The sequence below is a fragment of the Curtobacterium sp. MCJR17_043 genome, assembly GCF_003224315.2.
Lineage (GTDB): Bacteria > Actinomycetota > Actinomycetes > Actinomycetales > Microbacteriaceae > Curtobacterium.
The window spans coordinates 442424-458912 of the sequence record NZ_CP126259.1; the positions used below are offsets into that span (position 1 = coordinate 442424).

General features: G+C 72.5%; 12 protein-coding genes and 4 pseudogenes. 9 read left to right on the top strand and 7 right to left on the bottom strand.

The window, feature by feature from the left end:
- Window positions 1–81 precede the first annotated feature (81 nt).
- The 5 genes and pseudogenes from DEJ15_RS02285 (at window position 82) to DEJ15_RS02305 (ending at window position 3569) form a co-directional block, all read left to right on the top strand.
- Entirely contained in the window at window positions 82–918 is an 837-nt protein-coding gene (locus DEJ15_RS02285; protein WP_110825754.1) for an SDR family oxidoreductase, read from the top strand.
- A 37-nt stretch (window positions 919–955) separates the two neighbouring features.
- Window positions 956–1838, top strand: a pseudogene (locus DEJ15_RS02290) (manganese catalase).
- Window positions 1839–2028: 190 nt separating this feature from the next.
- On the top strand, window positions 2029–2211 hold the full coding sequence (locus tag DEJ15_RS02295) for a hypothetical protein (RefSeq protein ID WP_110825752.1): 183 nt from the start codon (window positions 2029–2031) through the stop codon (window positions 2209–2211).
- Between the two features lie 55 nt (window positions 2212–2266).
- Window positions 2267–2842, top strand: a complete 576-nt coding sequence (locus DEJ15_RS02300) for a MarR family winged helix-turn-helix transcriptional regulator (protein WP_110825751.1) — start codon at window positions 2267–2269, stop codon at window positions 2840–2842.
- Between the two features lie 91 nt (window positions 2843–2933).
- Window positions 2934–3569 (top strand): TetR/AcrR family transcriptional regulator, encoded by a 636-nt coding sequence (locus DEJ15_RS02305; protein WP_110825750.1) that lies wholly within the window; start codon window positions 2934–2936, stop codon window positions 3567–3569.
- Between the two features lie 103 nt (window positions 3570–3672).
- Here DEJ15_RS02305 and DEJ15_RS02310 read toward each other — a convergent pair whose 3' ends face one another.
- The gene (locus DEJ15_RS02310) at window positions 3673–4776 is read right to left on the bottom strand and encodes a Gfo/Idh/MocA family protein (protein WP_110825749.1); all 1104 of its coding nucleotides are present in this window, start codon (window positions 4774–4776) and stop codon (window positions 3673–3675) included.
- A gap of 1002 nt (window positions 4777–5778) precedes the next feature.
- On the opposite strand from DEJ15_RS02310, the gene DEJ15_RS02315 reads away from it, so the two are divergent.
- Both DEJ15_RS02315 and DEJ15_RS02320 read left to right on the top strand, forming a co-directional pair.
- Entirely contained in the window at window positions 5779–7218 is a 1440-nt protein-coding gene (locus DEJ15_RS02315; RefSeq protein ID WP_284175536.1) for an MFS transporter, read from the top strand.
- 171 nt (window positions 7219–7389) lie between these two features.
- Window positions 7390–8535, top strand: coding sequence for a carboxylesterase family protein (locus DEJ15_RS02320; protein WP_284175537.1), 1146 nt, complete (start codon window positions 7390–7392; stop codon window positions 8533–8535).
- Window positions 8536–9300: 765 nt separating this feature from the next.
- Here DEJ15_RS02320 and DEJ15_RS02325 read toward each other — a convergent pair.
- The 5 genes and pseudogenes from DEJ15_RS02325 to DEJ15_RS17465 form a co-directional block, all read right to left on the bottom strand.
- Window positions 9301–9705: pseudogene (locus tag DEJ15_RS02325) on the bottom strand (alpha/beta fold hydrolase); the annotation flags it as partial.
- Complete coding sequence (locus DEJ15_RS02330) at window positions 9609–10046, bottom strand: AAA family ATPase (protein ID WP_110825744.1); 438 nt, start codon at window positions 10044–10046, stop codon at window positions 9609–9611. The gene DEJ15_RS02330 and the pseudogene DEJ15_RS02325, both read right to left, overlap by 97 nt.
- Window positions 10043–11965: an FtsX-like permease family protein gene (locus DEJ15_RS02335; protein WP_284175538.1), complete on the bottom strand. Its 1923-nt coding sequence runs from the start codon at window positions 11963–11965 to the stop codon at window positions 10043–10045. The genes DEJ15_RS02330 and DEJ15_RS02335 overlap by 4 nt, the downstream gene beginning before the upstream one ends.
- 281 nt (window positions 11966–12246) lie before the next feature.
- A pseudogene (locus DEJ15_RS02340) lies at window positions 12247–12576 on the bottom strand (ATP-binding cassette domain-containing protein); the annotation flags it as partial.
- Window positions 12569–12910 (bottom strand): annotated as a pseudogene (locus tag DEJ15_RS17465) (hypothetical protein); the annotation flags it as partial. The pseudogenes DEJ15_RS02340 and DEJ15_RS17465, both read right to left, overlap by 8 nt.
- A gap of 27 nt (window positions 12911–12937) precedes the next feature.
- Between DEJ15_RS17465 and DEJ15_RS02345 the strand changes: the two are divergent.
- The gene (locus tag DEJ15_RS02345) at window positions 12938–13498 is read left to right on the top strand and encodes an NUDIX hydrolase (protein ID WP_284175539.1); all 561 of its coding nucleotides are present in this window, start codon (window positions 12938–12940) and stop codon (window positions 13496–13498) included.
- Here DEJ15_RS02345 and DEJ15_RS02350 read toward each other — a convergent pair.
- Entirely contained in the window at window positions 13495–14814 is a 1320-nt protein-coding gene (locus tag DEJ15_RS02350) for a PP2C family protein-serine/threonine phosphatase (RefSeq protein WP_110825740.1), read from the bottom strand. The genes DEJ15_RS02345 and DEJ15_RS02350 overlap by 4 nt on opposite strands.
- Before the next feature lie 135 nt (window positions 14815–14949).
- On the opposite strand from DEJ15_RS02350, the gene DEJ15_RS17470 reads away from it, so the two are divergent.
- Complete coding sequence (locus DEJ15_RS17470) at window positions 14950–16485, top strand: NmrA family NAD(P)-binding protein (RefSeq protein ID WP_349814787.1); 1536 nt, start codon at window positions 14950–14952, stop codon at window positions 16483–16485.
- Window positions 16486–16489: the final 4 nt, after the last annotated feature.

The following is a 16489-nucleotide window of genomic DNA, read 5'->3' on the forward strand; positions in this document are numbered from 1 at the left end:
GAACACTCTTGACGGGCACACAGCGAGCCCGGCCGACCATCGCCCTCGTACGACGAACCACATCCGTCACGAGGGAGCGACATGAGCGATCAGCAACAGCAACCTCCGGGTTCCGAGCAGGCGATGACGCCGAAGCCGGACCACGGTGAGACGAGCTACACCGGCTCGGGCAAGCTCACGGGCAAGCGCGCCGTCATCACCGGCGGGGACAGCGGCATCGGCAAGGCGGTCGCGATCGCCTACGCCCGTGAAGGAGCGGACGTCCTCATCTCCTACCTGCCGGAGGAGGAAGAGGACGCGCAGGAGACCAAGCACTGGATCGAGGAAGCGGGCCGGAAGGCCGTGCTGTTCCCCGGCGACGTGAGCGACCCGGCGTACTGCCGGAGCATCATCGAGACCGCGGTGTCCGAACTCGGCGGCATCGACGTGCTCGTCAACAACGCGGCGTACCAGATGACCCACGAGACGCTCGAGGAGATCTCCGACGAGGAGTGGGACCACACCCTCGCGACGAACCTCAGCGCGTACTTCCACCTCGTGAAGGCGGCACTCCCGCACATGACCGCGGGTGCCTCGATCATCGGGTCCAGTTCGGTCAACTCCGACAACCCGGTGCCGACCCTCCTGCCGTACGACGTGACGAAGGCCGGCATCGCGAACTTCTCGGCCGCGCTCGCGCAGCTCGTCGGGGAGCGCGGCATCCGCGTGAACAGCGTCGCCCCGGGGCCGATCTGGACGCCGCTCATCCCGGCGACCATGCCGCCCGAGCAGGTCGAGCAGTTCGGCAAGCAGACGCCCCTCGGTCGCGCCGGACAGCCGGCGGAGCTCGCCCCGGTGTACGTCCTGCTCGCGAGCGACGACGGCAGCTACGTCTCCGGTGCGCGGATCGCCGTCACCGGCGGCACGCCGATCCTCTGACCGCCCACCAGAACCGACACAGAAACAGGAGAACGATTTGTACTTCCACAAGCAAGAGCTCCAGTTCAAGTCCACCCCCCGACAAGCCCGACGCGGTCTACGCCCGCAAGCTCCAGGAGGTGCTCGGAGGCCAGTACGGCGAGATTTCCGTCGCGATGCAGTACCAGTTCCAGGCGTGGAACATGCACATCCCGGGCAAGTACCGCGACATGGTGTTCGGCATCGGCGCGGAGGAGATGGGCCACGTCGAGATGCTCGCGACGATGATCGCGCAGCTGCTCGAGAAGGCCCCGCTCGGCATCACGGGCGACGCGGTGCAGGACGACCCGACGGTCGCCGCGGTCCTCGGCGGCACCGACATCCAGCACGCGATCGTCGCCGGCGCCGGTGCGCGCCCGGTCGACAGCATGGGCAACCCCTGGCAGGGCTCGTACATCACCGCCAGCGGCAACCTGCTCGCCGACTTCACGGCGAACGAGAACGCCGAGATGCAGGGCCGCGTCCAGGCTGCCCGGCTCTACCACATGACCGACGACCACGGCGTGCGGGACCTGCTGAAGTTCCTCATCGCCCGCGACACCATGCACCAGAACATGTGGGCGACCGCGGCTGCGGAACTCCGGGAGTCCGGTCTCGAGACCATGCCGGTGCCGAGCAACTTCCCGCAGCACAAGGAGAACCAGGAGGTCAACTACCAGTACCTCAACTTCTCCGACGGGGCCGAGGCGAAGAACGGCCCCTGGGCGAGCGGCCCCTCGTTCGACGGCAAGGGCGAGTACTCGTACCACGACGGCCCCACCACGTCGTCGCCGATGCCGCCGCCCACGCACCCGGACTCGCGCTTCTACGGCACGACCGAGCTGCCGAACACGATCGAGAAGATCGCCGGCACGGTGCAGGACAAGCTCAACAAGGAGTAGTCCGACCCCGGTCCACGCACGAGCCCCTCCTCACCACGAGGAGGGGCTCGTGTCGTTCCACCAGGCCGCCTGGTGGTTCGGCGCGCGAAATGTACAACGAGTCGAAAAGTTCGTTGACCACATAGTTCACGGTGTGAAAGAGTTTCCTCGTCCGAACGGACAGCAGTCTCTCGACGAGGAAGGCGCCATCATGCAGAGCACGTACCACACCACGTCACTCGACACTCGCTTCGGCGGCTCCCACCCGCGCGTGGGCCTGACGGACCCGGCCGTCATCGAGGCCTACGTCGCCCGACGGATCCAGGACCCGTCGCTGCTGTCCCGCCGCTCGGAGGTCTCGTACGCCGACTTCTTCGTCGCACCGGCCGCCTGAGCCGAGCACGGAGCACCAGCACGACCGCCCGAGTGGGTGAGGGAGACCACGACCCATGCCGTTGACCGTCGTCCGACGTGAACACGTCCACCTCTACGCCCGTGAGCCGCGCACCCGGTCCGCGAAGACCGCCGTCGACGCGCTCCTCCGCCTCCAGCACGCGGAGGAGGACCAGCTCGAACGCGCGCGGGTCGAGAGTGGCCTGACGAAGAACGAGTTCCTCACCGTCCGCTACATGCTCCAGGCGCACCGCGACGGCCGGAGCATGGGACCGAAGGACCTCGCCGTCATGCTCGGGGTGTCGAACGCCTCGGTGACGAAGATCGTCGACGGGCTCGTCGAGAAGGGCGACCTCGTCCGGTCGCCACACCCGACCGACCGTCGTGCACAGGTGCTCGAGCCGACCGTGCAGGCGGCGCGCAAGATCGACGTGTCGTACGAGACCTTCCACCAGGCGGTCGTCGAGGTCATCGACCACCTCTCCGCCGAGGACAACGAGGTCCTGACCCGGTGCCTCGGTCAGATCACGGCAGCGCTCGACGCGGGTGCGCCGAGACCGGTGGACGAGTACACGGTCGACGGGGTCGCCGTCCGCTCCCTGCCGGACCCGACGGCGGACGACGGCTCCTGACACGCACAGGACGGGAGGCCCGGCACGCGTGGTGATCCGGGCCTCCCGACCGGCACTGGCCGCGAAAACCTTCCAGCGGTAAGTTGGCAGGATGACCCACCCCGCCGACGAGGACGACGCGGCTCCGCCGCGCCGCGGCGGGTACCGCAAGGGCACCGAGCGACGTGCGCAGATCCTGGACGAGATGATCCGGATGGTCGCGGAACAGGGCGTCGACGCGTCCTCGCTCCGGTCCGTGGCGGACGCCCTCGGCATCACGCACGCGGCGCTCCGGCACTACTTCCCGAGCCGCGACGACCTGCTCCTCGCCGTCTACCGCGAGCACGAGGTCCGCGAGCAGGGTGCTCCGGAACGGATGAAGTCCGCGATCGGCGACATGCGGGAGAGCGCCGCCCGCAACCGAGCCGTCCCCGGACTCGTGCAGCTCTACACGACCCTCTCCGCCGACGCCGTGCAGGAAGGGCACCCGACCACGCGCGAGTTCATGCGTGACCGGTTCACCCGGTTACGCGCCGACCTGAGTGAGCTGATCCGCCGGGACCAGGCCGCCGGCCGGATCCGCGACGACCTCGACCCCGAGGACCTGGCGAGCCTGAGCATCGCGGCCTCGGACGGGCTGCAGGTGCAGTGGCTGCTCGACCCGGACGCCGTCGACGGGGAGCGGGTGCTGCGCCTGCTCGAGCGGATCGTGCCCGCGGGTGGCGCGGAGGAGCAGGCACCGCGCTGACCGGTTTCGACGGCGGTCGTCCTGCTCCGGGTCGACGGGCCGTGGAACGCGGAACGGCCGGCCCCCGGAGGGAGCCGGCCGTTGGCGTCGAGGAGCGGTGGTGCTACGCGGTGAGGACCGCGGCGGCCGGGTCGAAGTCCTCCGGCAGCGGCGGGACCGCGTCGACGGACGACGTGATCTCGACGGCCGACCCCGACTCGGCGGCGTCACGGATGCCGAGCAGCACGTCGAGGACGTGCAGCGCGACGGCACCGGAGGCGCGCTCCGGGCGGTCCTCGGCGACGGCGCGGGCGAGCTCGACGACACCGGTGCCACGGCCCCAGGTGGAGCCGACGGCCTCGAGCGTCTCGGGCTCCTCCTGGCCGTAGCGCCAGAGCTGCGAGGACCCCTCGAACGTGTTCGGGTCCGGGAGCGAGATCGTGCCGAGCGTGCCGTTGATCTCGACGAAGCCCATCCGCGGCAGCGCGTGCTGGAACGAGAACGTCGACTGGGCGGACTGCCCGCCGGCGAATTCGATGAGCGCGGCGTGGTGGGTGGGGACCTCGACGGGGAACGTCTCACCGGCGCGGTCACCCGACGCGATCGTGCGGCGGTCGAGCGACTTCGACGACACGGCCTGCACGCGGCTGGCGGTGCCGAAGGCGTGCACGAGCGTCGTGACGTAGTACGGCCCCATGTCGAACAGCGGGCCGGCGCCGGTGGCGAACAGGAAGTCCGGGTTCGGGTGCCACGCCTCGGGTCCGGGCACGTGGAACAGCGTCGTCGCGGTGAGCGGCTCACCGATGTCACCGCGGGCGATGGCCCTGAGCGCCGTCTGGATCCCGGCGCCGAGCACGGTGTCCGGGGCGGTCGCGACGCGGAGGCCCTTCGCCTGCGCCGACGCGAGCACGGCAGCGGCCGAGTCGTGGTCGGTCGCGATCGGCTTCTCGCTCCACACGTGCTTGCCGGCGTCGATGATCTGCTGGTCGACCTCGGCGTGCGCGGCCGGGATCGTCAGGTTGATCACGATGGCGATGTCCTCGCGGGCGAGGAGTTCCTCGACCGTGCCGGAAGCGGCGACGCCGTAGGCCTCCGCCTGGGCGGCGGCACGGTCGGTCAGGACGTCGGCGACGAAGCGGACCTCGACGTCGGCGAACTGCGTGAGGTTCTCGAGGTACTGGGTGGAGATGTTGCCGGCACCGATGATGCCGACCCCGACACGGCTCACGCGGCGTCCCCGGCGGTGTCGTTCGCCTGCAGCCAGGTGAGGGACTCGGCGATGCCCTCGAAGACGTCGCCCTTGTACGCGTCGAACTCGACGACGCGGATGGCCTGCGGCGCCGCGGCGAGGATGCCCGCCACGTCGACGTCGCCCTGGCCGGCCGGGGTCTGGTTCTCGAAGGCCCGCTGGAGGGCCTCGGGCACGATGAGTGCGCTCTCGGACGAGGGCAGCGCGGTGCGGATGTCGCCGTCGACCTTGCCGTCCTTGACGTGGATGGCGACGACGCGCTCGCCGAGGCCGCGGAGCACGGCGGGGGGCGTCCGCACCGCCGACGGTTGCCCAGAAGGTGTCGACCTCGAGGACGGTCTCCGGGGACAGCTGCGACACGAAGAGGTCGTAGACCGTGCGGCCGTCGACCTTGTTCGTGAACTCCCACTGGTGGTTGTGGTACCCGAACTGCAGGCCGCGAGCGGCGGCCTCGGCGGTGAGGACGTTGACGCGCTCCGCGATGGCCTTGACGTCGTCGGCGGTCTGCCAGCGGTCGGTCGGGATGAACGGGTCGATGACCGTGCGGATGCCGAGGCGCTCGGCGGCGTCCCAGATCGGCGCGGTGTCCTCGGCGTCGATCACGGCGACGTGACCCGACGGTGCGTGCAGGCCGGTGGCGGCGAAGGCACGTTCGAGGTCGGCGGCACGCTCGACGAACGCGTAGGGCTCGACGTTCTCGTAGCCGATCTCGCGGACCCGCGCGATGGCCGCGTCGAGGTCTTCGGCGATGGCGTCGCGCAGTGAGTAGAGCTGCACAGAGGTGGTGGGCATTGCAGAGGCTCCTTCGATCCTGACTGGTGTGCGGCCGACGGAGACACTGCTCCACGGCGAGACGATGACGACGCTACCGCAGAAACCACCCGCTGTGTAGTTTTCGCTGTCGCGGAGTTCTCGGTGGCATGTATGCTCGCCCTCGAAAAACCGTGCGAGGTATGGTTTTCATCGACTCAAGGAGGCGTCATGAGCACACCCGAACCCGCGGAGACCCCGGTGCTGGTCCACCCGGAGCAGGGCATCACCCAGCCGGTCAGCACCCTGCGTGTCAGCGTCGGCTACCAGATCGCACTGTTCCTCGGGCAGTTCGGCCTGTTCGTGGCCCTCATGGCGCCGGTCTACGTGAGCATGCAACTCAAGGCGGAGGCACTCGTCGGCAGCGACGCCGCGAACGTCATCGGCTCGGTGCTGCCGATCGGCGCGTTCGGTGCGCTCATCATGAACCCGCTCGCCGGCGCGCTGTCCGACCGCACCCGGACGCGCTGGGGTCGGCGGCGTCCGTGGATGCTCACCGGCGTGGTCGTCTTCGCGGTCGCCCTCGCCTGGATCGCGTACGCCCCGGACACCCTGCAGCTGACGCTCGGGTGGCTCCTCGCGCAGCTCGCGGCCAACACCGTGCTCTCCACGCTCACCGCGAGCTTCGCGGACAACGTGCCCGAGTTCCAGCGCGGGAAGTCGTCGAGCATCATCGCGCTCGCCCAGAACACCGCGGTCCTGGCCGGCACGTACCTGTCCGTGTTCTTCGTCGCGAACCTGCCCGTGCTGTTCATCGCGCCGGGCATCCTGGCGATCGTGCTCGTGGTCGTCTACGCCGTCGTCGCCCGGGACGAACTGCCGACGTACCCGCTGAAGGAGTTCACGTTCCTGAACCTGATCTCGTCGTTCTGGACGAACCCGGTCAAGAACCCGGACTTCGCGTTCGCGTGGTGGTCGCGCTTCCTCATCATCTTCGCGACGTTCATGTTCACCACCTACCGACTGCTCTACATGAAGGAGCACATCGGCCTGTCGAGCGACGCCGAGGCCACCGCCGCCGTCGCGTTCGGCGTCCTGCTCTACACGATCGCGCTCCTGGTCAGCGCTGCGCTGTCCGGCTGGGCCTCGGACCGGCTCGGGCGCCGGAAGGTGTTCGTCGCCGGGTCCACCGCGCTGTTCGCCGTCGGGCTCATCGTCCTCGCCCACGCCGAGACGGTGAACGGGTTCTACGTCGCCGAGGTCATCATGGGCTTCGCCTACGGCATCTACTCCGCGATCGACACCGCGCTCGTCGTCGACGTGCTGCCGAACGCCGACCGGCCGGGCAAGGACCTCGGCGTCATCAACATCGCGAACGCACTGCCGCAGTCCCTCGCCCCCGCCGCGGCGCTGTTCTTCCTGAAGTTCGGCACCGGGGGGCACGCCCGACAACTACGAGCTCATGTGCTGGGCGGCAGGAGGCGTCGCCATCATCGGCGCACTGGTGGTGCTGCCGATCAAGCGGGTCCGCTGACGCGACCCGGACCGGACGGGAGGCTCCCCACCGGTCACGGCCGTCCCGCCGCTGGCGCGTCGGTCCGGGACCGGCCGGCGAGGGCCCGGCGGCCACGCGGCCACGGGCCTCCCGTCCGTCGTACGGTTGCGGGATGACCACCGCGCCGACCCGCACCTTCACCGCCGCCGTCGGCCGGATCGTCGGCCACCACGACGGCGCGGTCGTCCGCGCGCTCGGCATCCCGTACGCCCGGTCGGAGCGGTTCGCGTGTCCGGAGCCGGTGCCGCCGTCACCGGAGGACTTCGTCGCCGACACCCCCCGCCCCTGTGCCGCCGCAACCGTCGACGCCCGTGCTCGAGGCGCTCATCCACCCCATCGAGGCCGAGGTCTCCGAGCAGTGCCAGGCGTTGTCGGTGACCGTGCCGGCGGACGTCCGCGACGACGAGCGGCTGCCCGTCATGGTGTGGATCCACGGCGGCTCGTACGTCGTCGGCGGCGGGGACATCCCGATCCACGACCCGCGCGCCCTCGTCGAGGAGCAGCGCGTGGTCGTCGTGGCCGTGACGTACCGGCTCGGGGTGCTCGGGTTCCTCGGCGACGGGGAGCGGGTACCGGCGAACCTCGGGCTGCTCGACATCGTCCAGGCGCTCCGGTGGGTGCGTGGGAACATCGCGGCGTTCGGCGGCGACCCGGAGTCCGTCACCCTGTTCGGGCAGTCCGCGGGCGGCGACGCGATCGCCCACCTCATGGCGGCGGACGGCACGGCCGGGCTCTTCCGCCGGGTGATCGTGCAGAGCGCGCCGCTCGGCCTGTCCCGGCGACGTGCCCGGATGAACCGCGCCATGGTCCGGGCCGTCGGCACGGTCGGGCCGGAGACCGGACTCGACGAGGTCCTGTCGCTGCAGGCCGCGGCGGAGCGGGTCGCGCTGCCCTACGGCCTCCGCGGCGGGATGCCGTTCGGCACGCAGTACGGGCACGCGCCGTTGCCGGCCGAGCGCCACCTCGACGCGGCCTGGCGCCGGGCGGCACCGCACGTCGAGGTCCTGATCGGGTCCGCCTCCGACGAAGCCGCGCTCTACATCCCGATGATCCCCGGCCTGGCGGCGCTCTGCCGGACGCGCGCCGGCCGTGCGCTCGTCCGCTGGCTGCTCGTCCGACCCCTCACCGCGGTGATCTACGGCCGGGACGCCCGGGCGTTCGCCGCACGACATCGCGCCGCGGGTGGCCGTGCCGTCGTCTACCGGCTGCACCGCGGGGTCACGGTCCGACCGACCGGGGCCGTGCACATGAGCGACGTGCCGCTGCTGCTCGGCGACCGTCAGGCCTGGGCCGGCAGCCGATTCGTGCCGGAGCGGGACTGGGCAGCCGTCGAGCGACGGGGTCCGGGGATCCGCGCGGTCTGGGCGGAGTTCGCCCGTACGGGACGGGTCACGGCCGTCGACGACGAGACGCTGACGTTCGACCGGGGCTGACCCGCCGCACCCCTCGAACTGGCGGTCGCGCCGTCGCCGCCCGCGACGGATGATCGTCCTCATGCCCGACGCCGATCTCCGCCACCGCATCGTCACGGCAGCGGTCGAGGCCTTCCGGCGGTCGGACTTCCACAGCGTCGGACCGGCCGAGGTCGCGGCGCTCGCCGACGTCACCGTCGCCCAGGTCACCGACGCGTACCCGGTCTGGGAGCTGCTCGTCGTCGCCGTCATGGACCGCTGGGACAACGGGGACCGCCGGCGACTGTGGCACCTGGCCGAGGAACAGGGGGGCAGCCGCCTACCTCCGCGCACGCCTGCAGTCCGGTCTCGCCGACCCCGCGCTCGTCCGGATGCGCATCGCCACGCTGAGCGCCGCCTCCGCGCCGTCACACCCCGCTGCCGGGTGGTTCCACACCCAGTACGAGCACGCGTTCGACGACGTCACCCTGGCCCTCGTCCGCGACGTCGTGGCCGGACGCGAACCGCGCGGGACCTCCCCCGAGACACGCTGCCGAGCAACTGGTCGCCCTGTACGAGGGGTTGCAGCTGCAGGCCATGCTCCGGGACGACGCGGACCTCCTCTCCGGCTGGGACCGGGCCGTCGCCCGGATGCGCGCCGGCTGGGGCGCGGTCGCGCTGGTCTGAGCAGCCGCCGGCGACCTGCCGGGACCGGCGGTGACGGACGGGAGGCGCGGTGCGGGTGAGCCGGTCGGCCCTCCTGCACCGCGCCTCCAGTCCGGACCGCTGCGGACGCAGCGAGCGGTGTCAGCCGCGGATGAACGCGAGGATGTCGGGGTTGATGACGTCCGCGTGGGTCGTCAGCATCCCGTGCGGGTAGCCCTCGTAGATCTTCAACGTGGCGTCGCTGAGCAGTTCGGCCTGCTTCACGGCGGCGTCCTGGTACGGCACGACCTGGTCGTCGTCGCCCTGCAGGACGAGGACGGGCACGGTGATGGCGCGGAGGTCCTCGGTCTGGTCCGTCTCGGAGAACGCCTTGATGCCCTCGTAGTGCGCGACGGCGCTGCCCGTCATGCCCTGACGCCACCAGTTGTCGATGACCGGTTCCGACGGCGTCACACCGGGACGGTTGTAGCCGTAGAAGGGGCCGGAAGCCACCGCGCGGAAGAAGTCGGCGCGGTTCGCCGCGAGGGCCTGACGGAACCCGTCGCGAGGAGCGGTGACGGCTGCACGCCTGGTTCGACCCCGAACGCGACGTCCAACGCCCGCCGCTGCGGTGCCGGCAGGTTCGGGATGCCCGCACGCAGCGGGTACAGGAGCATGTGGAGGGCGGCGTGCGGTTCCGCCGACTCGTCGAGCGTGCCGGTCGTCGTGAGGACCCGCACGCCACGGCTGTCCGCGTACTCGACCACGTCGGCGACGAGCGACGACTTGCCGATCCCCGCCTCGCCGTCGACCACGAACGCCGAACCACCGCTGTCCACGTCCCGGATCGCGGTGCGGAGGGCCGCGATCTCCCGCTCGCGCCCGATGACGGGCTGCGCCATCGTCATGCCGTCAGTATGCCAGCGGCGCTGCCCCGGTCACGTCCGGGGCAGCGCCGCACTCCCGCTGACCCGTCACCGCCCCCCGCGCGATCCGCCCCGCCACCGGCAGCACCCCCCACGACCGCCACGACGACCGCCGCGAGCGAGAACCCGGCCCAGGACGCGAGGTCGAACCCGGCTGCCGGAGCACCGGCGAGCCCGAACCCGACGCCGACCAGCGCCGGCAGGACGGCGAGGGTCCCGATCACCACGGCTGCGACCGCGGTGTAGGCCGTCTCGACGCCGGCCATCCGCAGCAGCTGGACGCGGGTGGCGCCCGTCCGCTGCAGCAGCCCGAACTCGTCGCGGCGACCCCGGGTGGTGGTGAGCAACGTGTTGCCCGCGGCGGCCGCCACGAAGGCGAGGAGGGCGACGACGAGGACCAGGGACAGCCGCCGGTCGCCGTCCCCTGACCGGAGGGCGGTCGTGACGTAGCCGTCGACCGAGGTGACGCCGAGGCCGGTGGCGAGCAGGGCCTCCCGGACGGCGGCACGGTCACCGGCGGCCGTGTCGACGAGCAGCGTGCCGGCCGGGCCGCTCGTCCGGTCGCGCACGAGGACGTCACCGAACGCCAGGCCGCGGTCGTAGACCGCGACGACCCGCGCCGGGGTCGCCGGTCCCTCACCCGTCCGCATCCGGATGGTGTCCCCGAGGCCGGTCGGGGTGAGGGCGATGACGTCGGTGCTCACCGCGACGGTGCCCGGCTCGTCGAGCGCGTCGAGGGAACCGGCGCGGACGGCGGGGTCGACGCGACCGTCGTCGCCCGACAGTGCACGGATCACGGTCGGTTCCCACTCGAGGTCGCCGAGGGCGGGGAGGTCCTCGTCGGCCTGCTCGATCTGGACCGAGCCGGCGGTGTCCCGCATCGTCGTCGTCGCGCGGACGCCCGGCATCGCTGCGATCCGGTCCGCCTCGGCAGCGGTCACGCCGTCCGCTCCGGTCACGACGAGGTCGGCCTGGAGGCCCGCCCGCAGTTGGTCCCCCGTCGCACGCTGGACGGCGGCGTCCGTCCCGGTCTGCACCGTCCCGAGCGCGACGAGGAGCGCGAGCGGCACCACCGCGGCGCTGAGCCGGCGGGAGGCCCCGCGGGCGTTGAGGAGCGCGAGCGTGGCCGCCGGTCCGGAGGCCCCGCGGAGGGCGCGCCGCGCACCCCACTGCACGAGGAGCGGCCCGGCGAGGGCCGCCGCGACCACGAGCACGATCGCGGAGGTGGCGCCGGTCGCACTGCCGACCAGACCGGGGGTGAAGAAGGGCGTGGTCGCGGTCGCGAGGCCGATGAGCGCGGTGACCCCGGCTGCGATCCGTCGACCGCGCGAGAGCGTGGGGACGTCGGTCGTGCTCGCACGGACGGCGTCGGTCGGGCTCGGGCGGGTCGCTGCGCGCGCGGCCATCGCTGCGGCCAGCAGTCCGGTGGGCACGAGGACGACCAGCGTGCCGACCAGCGGCACGATCGTCGGTGCGAGCGTGAAGCCGGCGGGGACGACCGCGCTCGAGCGCAGGAGGGGTGTCACGAGGGGCGCGACGAAGGTGCCCACGAGTGCGCCCGCGGGTGCGACGAGTGCGAGCAGGACCAGGACCTCGGTGCGGACCGTGCCGCGGATCTGCCCGGCGGTCGCACCGATCGCCCGGAGCAGGGCGAACTCGCGGCGCCGTTCGCGGAGGACCCCCGCGAAGACGCTCGCCACCATGAACACCGTGATGAGCAGCAGCGTCCCGGCGAAGGAGCCCGCGACGGTGGAGAGGAACGGGGCGTCCGGGTGCCGGATGCCGGCCCCGAGCCAGGCGCCCGTGACCGCGAGGAGCACGGCGGCCAGGGCGACGACCACCCCGGCGCCGACGACGGCCGCGCGGTTGACGACGAGCAGGGAGCGGAGAGCGGCGCGCACGGCTCAGCGCCCCAGGCCGAGGACGCGGGCGGTGACCGACTCGAGCGTGGGGGGAGTGGAGCTCGTCGCGCACCCGACCGTCGGCGAGGAACACGACCCGGTCGGCGAAGGCCGCGGCCCGGGGGGTCGTGGGTGACGAGCACGAGGGTCTGCCCGAGTGACCGCACCGCGTGCTGCAGGAGCTGCAGGATCCGTTCCGCGGTCGCGGTGTCGAGCGCACCGGTGGGCTCGTCGGCGAACACGACGTCCGGCCCGGCGACGAGGGCCCGCGCGATGGCGACTCGCTGCGCCTGGCCGCCGGACAGCTCCCCGGGCAGGCGGCCGGTCATGCCCCCCAGGCCGACGGCGTCGAGCAGCTCCGCGATCCGCTGCTCGTCGGCGCGGGTGCCGGCGAGTGTCAGGGGCAGCCGCACGTTCTCGCCGACGGTCAGGTGCGGCACGAGGTTGTAGCCCTGGAACACGAAGCCGACGTGGTCGCGGCGGAACCGCGTCACGGCGTCCGGGCGCAACGCGCCGAGGTCGATGCCTCCGATGACCACCCGGCCACTCGAGGGGGGTGTCGAGACCGGCTGCACAGTTGAGGAACGTGGACTTGCCGGACCCGGACGCACCCATCACGGCCGTGAAGCTGCCGGAGGCGATGTCGAGCGAGACGCCGTCGAGCGCGGTCACGGTCGACGGGCCGTTCGGGTACGTCTTGGTGACCCGGCCGAGGTGCACGGCGGTGCCGGTGCGGGCGGGTGAGAGGACTGTGGACACGAGGACTCCTGACGAGGACGGTGCGGGACGGCGTGCGTCGTCCACGCTAGGAACGCGAGCGCTCGCGGCCGAGGGCCGAAGGGTGGGACCCGGGAGGTTGCATCCTCCGATGCAGGCGGCGGCGGTCGTGCCGCCGGACCGGTCCACGACCCGCTGGACGGGAGGCACGGCGCGGCTCGCCGGCATCGGCCCGCCTGCTGCGATGGTCTGGTCATGGAGTACACGGACTACGACACCCGGCTGGCGTCCTACGCCGTGGTCACCGACGGCGACCGGGTGCTGCTCGCACGGCTGAGCTGGCCGGACGCGGGGCTCTGGACGCTGCCCGGCGGCGGGGTCGAGCTGGACGAGACGGTCGAGGAGGGTGCCGTCCGTGAGGTCCGCGAGGAGACCGGGTACGACGTCGTGGTCGAGGGGCTGCTCGGGATCCGGTCGCACGTCGTGCCGCCGGAGCGTCGGAAGCACCAGAACGGTCGACCGATGAAGGCCGTGCAGGTGGTGCACCGGGCTCGGGTGATCGGGGGGAGCGCTGCGCCACGAAGCGGTGGGGACGACGGACATGGCGCGGTGGGTGCCACTCGACGAGCTCGGGGCGCACCGGCACGGGCTGCTCGTGGTGCAGGCGCTGCGGTGGGCCCGGGTCGGCGGGGGGCACCACGGTCTGACCGCGCAGGGCCGCCGGCACCGAGCGGTCCGGTGCGCTGGCCGGTCCGGGGCGCAGCCGTCCGGTGCGCTGGCCGGTCCGGGGCGCAGGCCGGTCCGGGTGGTGCCTAGGACCGGGAGACCTCGAGCTCCGGGTCGTACCGGATCGCGAGCACGGTGACGTCGTCCTCGTTGTGGCCGGCGCGACCGCGCTCCTCGAGCCGCTCGACGAGGTGGTCGGGGTCCGGGTCGGCGACGGCGAACTCCGCGAACCGGTCGACGGCGTCGAGACCGTCGCCGAACAGGTCGAGGACACCGTCGCTGACGCTGAGGATCACGTCGCCCGGACGGAGCACCGTCTCCTGCGTCGTCCAGGACGTCCCCACACCGATCGGCAGGTCGACGCTCCGGAGCCACTCGTGGCTGCCGTCCGCACGGAGCAGCAGGGTCAGGCCGTGCCCGGCGTCGACCCAGCGCGCGATCCCGTCGACGCTGACGTGCACGTGGAAGCAGGTCGTGAACTGCTCGGTGGCGGGCGCGTCCAGGCCCACGTCGAGGCCCGTCGCGGTGCGGCTCACCGCCTCGTCGGGCGCTCCCTCGCGGACGGACGAGCGCAGGACCGAACGCACGACGGCGGCGATCATGCCCGCTCCGACGCCCTTGCCCATCACGTCCCCGAGCGTGAAGGCGGCGCCGTCCGTGATCGGGAACCAGTCGTAGAAGTCGCCGCCGACCGAGCGTGTCGGGAGGCACACGGCCCGGACCGTCAGCACGGCCGGGATGTCCACGGCGGTGACGGGCAGCAGGGAGCGCTGCACGAGGGCGGCCTGGCTGATCTCCGCCTCCGCCTGTTGTCGCAGGTCCTGCATCGCCTGCAACCGGACCACGGCCTGCCGGGCGAGCTCGTTCGTGACGCCGGCGACCCCGACGAAGACCACCAGGACGACCACCAGGCGCACGACCTCGCTGGCGCCGAGTTCCGCCTGACCGACGACCGTCGGCAGAAGGAACGTCACCGCGGTGCCGATCAGCGGGTAGACGACGTGCTGCCGACCCGGTCGGGCGGCGATCCAGATCAGCGGGAGGAGCACGGCCGCGAGGAAGGGCGACCGGGCGTCGCCGGTCCCGAAGCGCAGCAGGCCGATCGCGATGAAGTCGAGCGCGGGGACGAGCAGCTCGAACCGTGCGAGCCCGGGTCGCGCCACGAGCAGTCCGGTGAACGCCAGCCCGAGGAGCGCGAGTCCCGTCCCGGCCCACATGCTCGGCGCGTTCGTCACCGTGAGCCAGGGGAGCAGCACGCTGCAGACCGCGGCGACCACGGACACCGCGGCGATGACCGCCTGGTTCGTCAGCGGGGTCGTCCTGGCCGAGGACCGCACGGCCAGCGGCGCCGCACGGTCGGGAGCGGTGACCTGTGCGACGGCCGGGCCGGATGTCGTCTGCGCCATAGGTGACGAACGCTACCGGCCGTCCGCCGCGGGGGGGAACGCGCCCGTTCGTGGGGCACGGCGCCCGGCGACGGCGAGCGGACGCGTCCGCGGGATCGCCCTCCGTCCGGGCACTCGATGCACGAGGATGGACCCGTGCGCACCCAGGAGACCCTGTCCGTCGACCAGGCCGTGGCGCGTGCGGTGGCGCTCGCCGAGGCGGGCGGCCGCAGCGTCGTCGGCATCGCCGGCGCTCCCGGGGCGGGCAAGTCCACGCTCGCCCGTCGGGTCGTCACCGAGGTCGTGACGCGGCTCGGTCCGGGCGTCGCCGTGCAGGTGCCGATGGACGGGTTCCACCTCGCGAACGCGGCCCTCGACACCCTCGGCCGGCGCGGACGCAAGGGCGCGGTCGACACGTTCGACGCCGCCGGGTACGTCGCACTCGTCCGGCGGCTGACCGCGACCGGGGGGGACCGACGGCACGGTCTGGGCGCCCGACTTCGACCGTCGCGTCGACGAGCCCGTGGCCGGCAGCATCGCCGTCCCGCCGGAGACCGTGCTCGTGGTCTCCGAGGGCAACTACCTGCTCGACCAGACCGCCCCGTGGCGGGAGCTGCCCGACCTGTTCACCGAGACCTGGGCCTGCGTCGTCGACGACTCCGTGCGGATCGACCGACTGGTCGGCCGACACATGCGGCACGGCCGCGACCACGAGGCCGCCCGACGGTGGGCCGTGGAGGTCGACGGCGTGAACGCCGAGCGGGTGACGGCGGACCTGCACCGGGCCTCCGTCCTGGTCCGGACCTGACCGGACCCACCGACGACAGCAGCACCGACCGACAGGAGCACGACGTGACCATCGCCATCACCGGGGCCACCGGCAACATCGGCGGCGCCGTCGCCCGCGCGCTCGCCGCGGACGAGGTGCCGTTCCGCATGGTCGTCCGCGACGCCTCCCGGGCCCCACGGCTGCCCGGGGCCGAGGTCGCCGTCGCGACGCACGCCGACGGCGACGCGGCCCGCGCCGCTCTCGAGGGCGTCGACGTCCTGTTCCTGGTGTCCGGTGCGGAGGCCCGTGACCGGCTCGACCAGCACCGCACCGTCGTGCGCGCAGCGGCCAGTGCCGGCGTGCAGCACGTCGTCTACACGTCCTTCCAGGGCGCGGCCCCCGACGCGACCTTCACGCTCGGCCGCGACCACTGGTGGACCGAGCAGGCGGTGCGCGACACCTCGATGGCGCACACGTTCCTGCGCGACTCGTTCTACCTGGACTTCGTCGAGGACCTCGTCGGCGAGGACGGGGTCATCCGGGGCCCGGCGGGCGACGGGGCGATGGCCGCCGTGGCCCGGGCCGACGTGGCACGTGTGGCGACCGCGGTCCTCCGTGCGCCGGAACGGCACATGGACCGCACGTACGACCTGACCGGACCCGCGGCGATCACGCTCGAGCAGGCGGCCGCGACCGTCAGCGCCGTCCGGGGTCGGCCGGTGAGCTACCACCGCGAGACGGTGGAGGAGGCCTACGCTTCCCGGCAGCGCTGGGACCCGGAGCCGTGGCAGGCCGACGCGTGGGTGAGCACCTACACGGCGATCGGCGAGGGCGCGCTGGTGAAGGTGTCCGGGGACGTCGAGCGCGTGACCGGGCAGGCGCCGATGTCGCTCCGCCAGGTCCTGGAGGCCCGGAGCGCCTGACCGC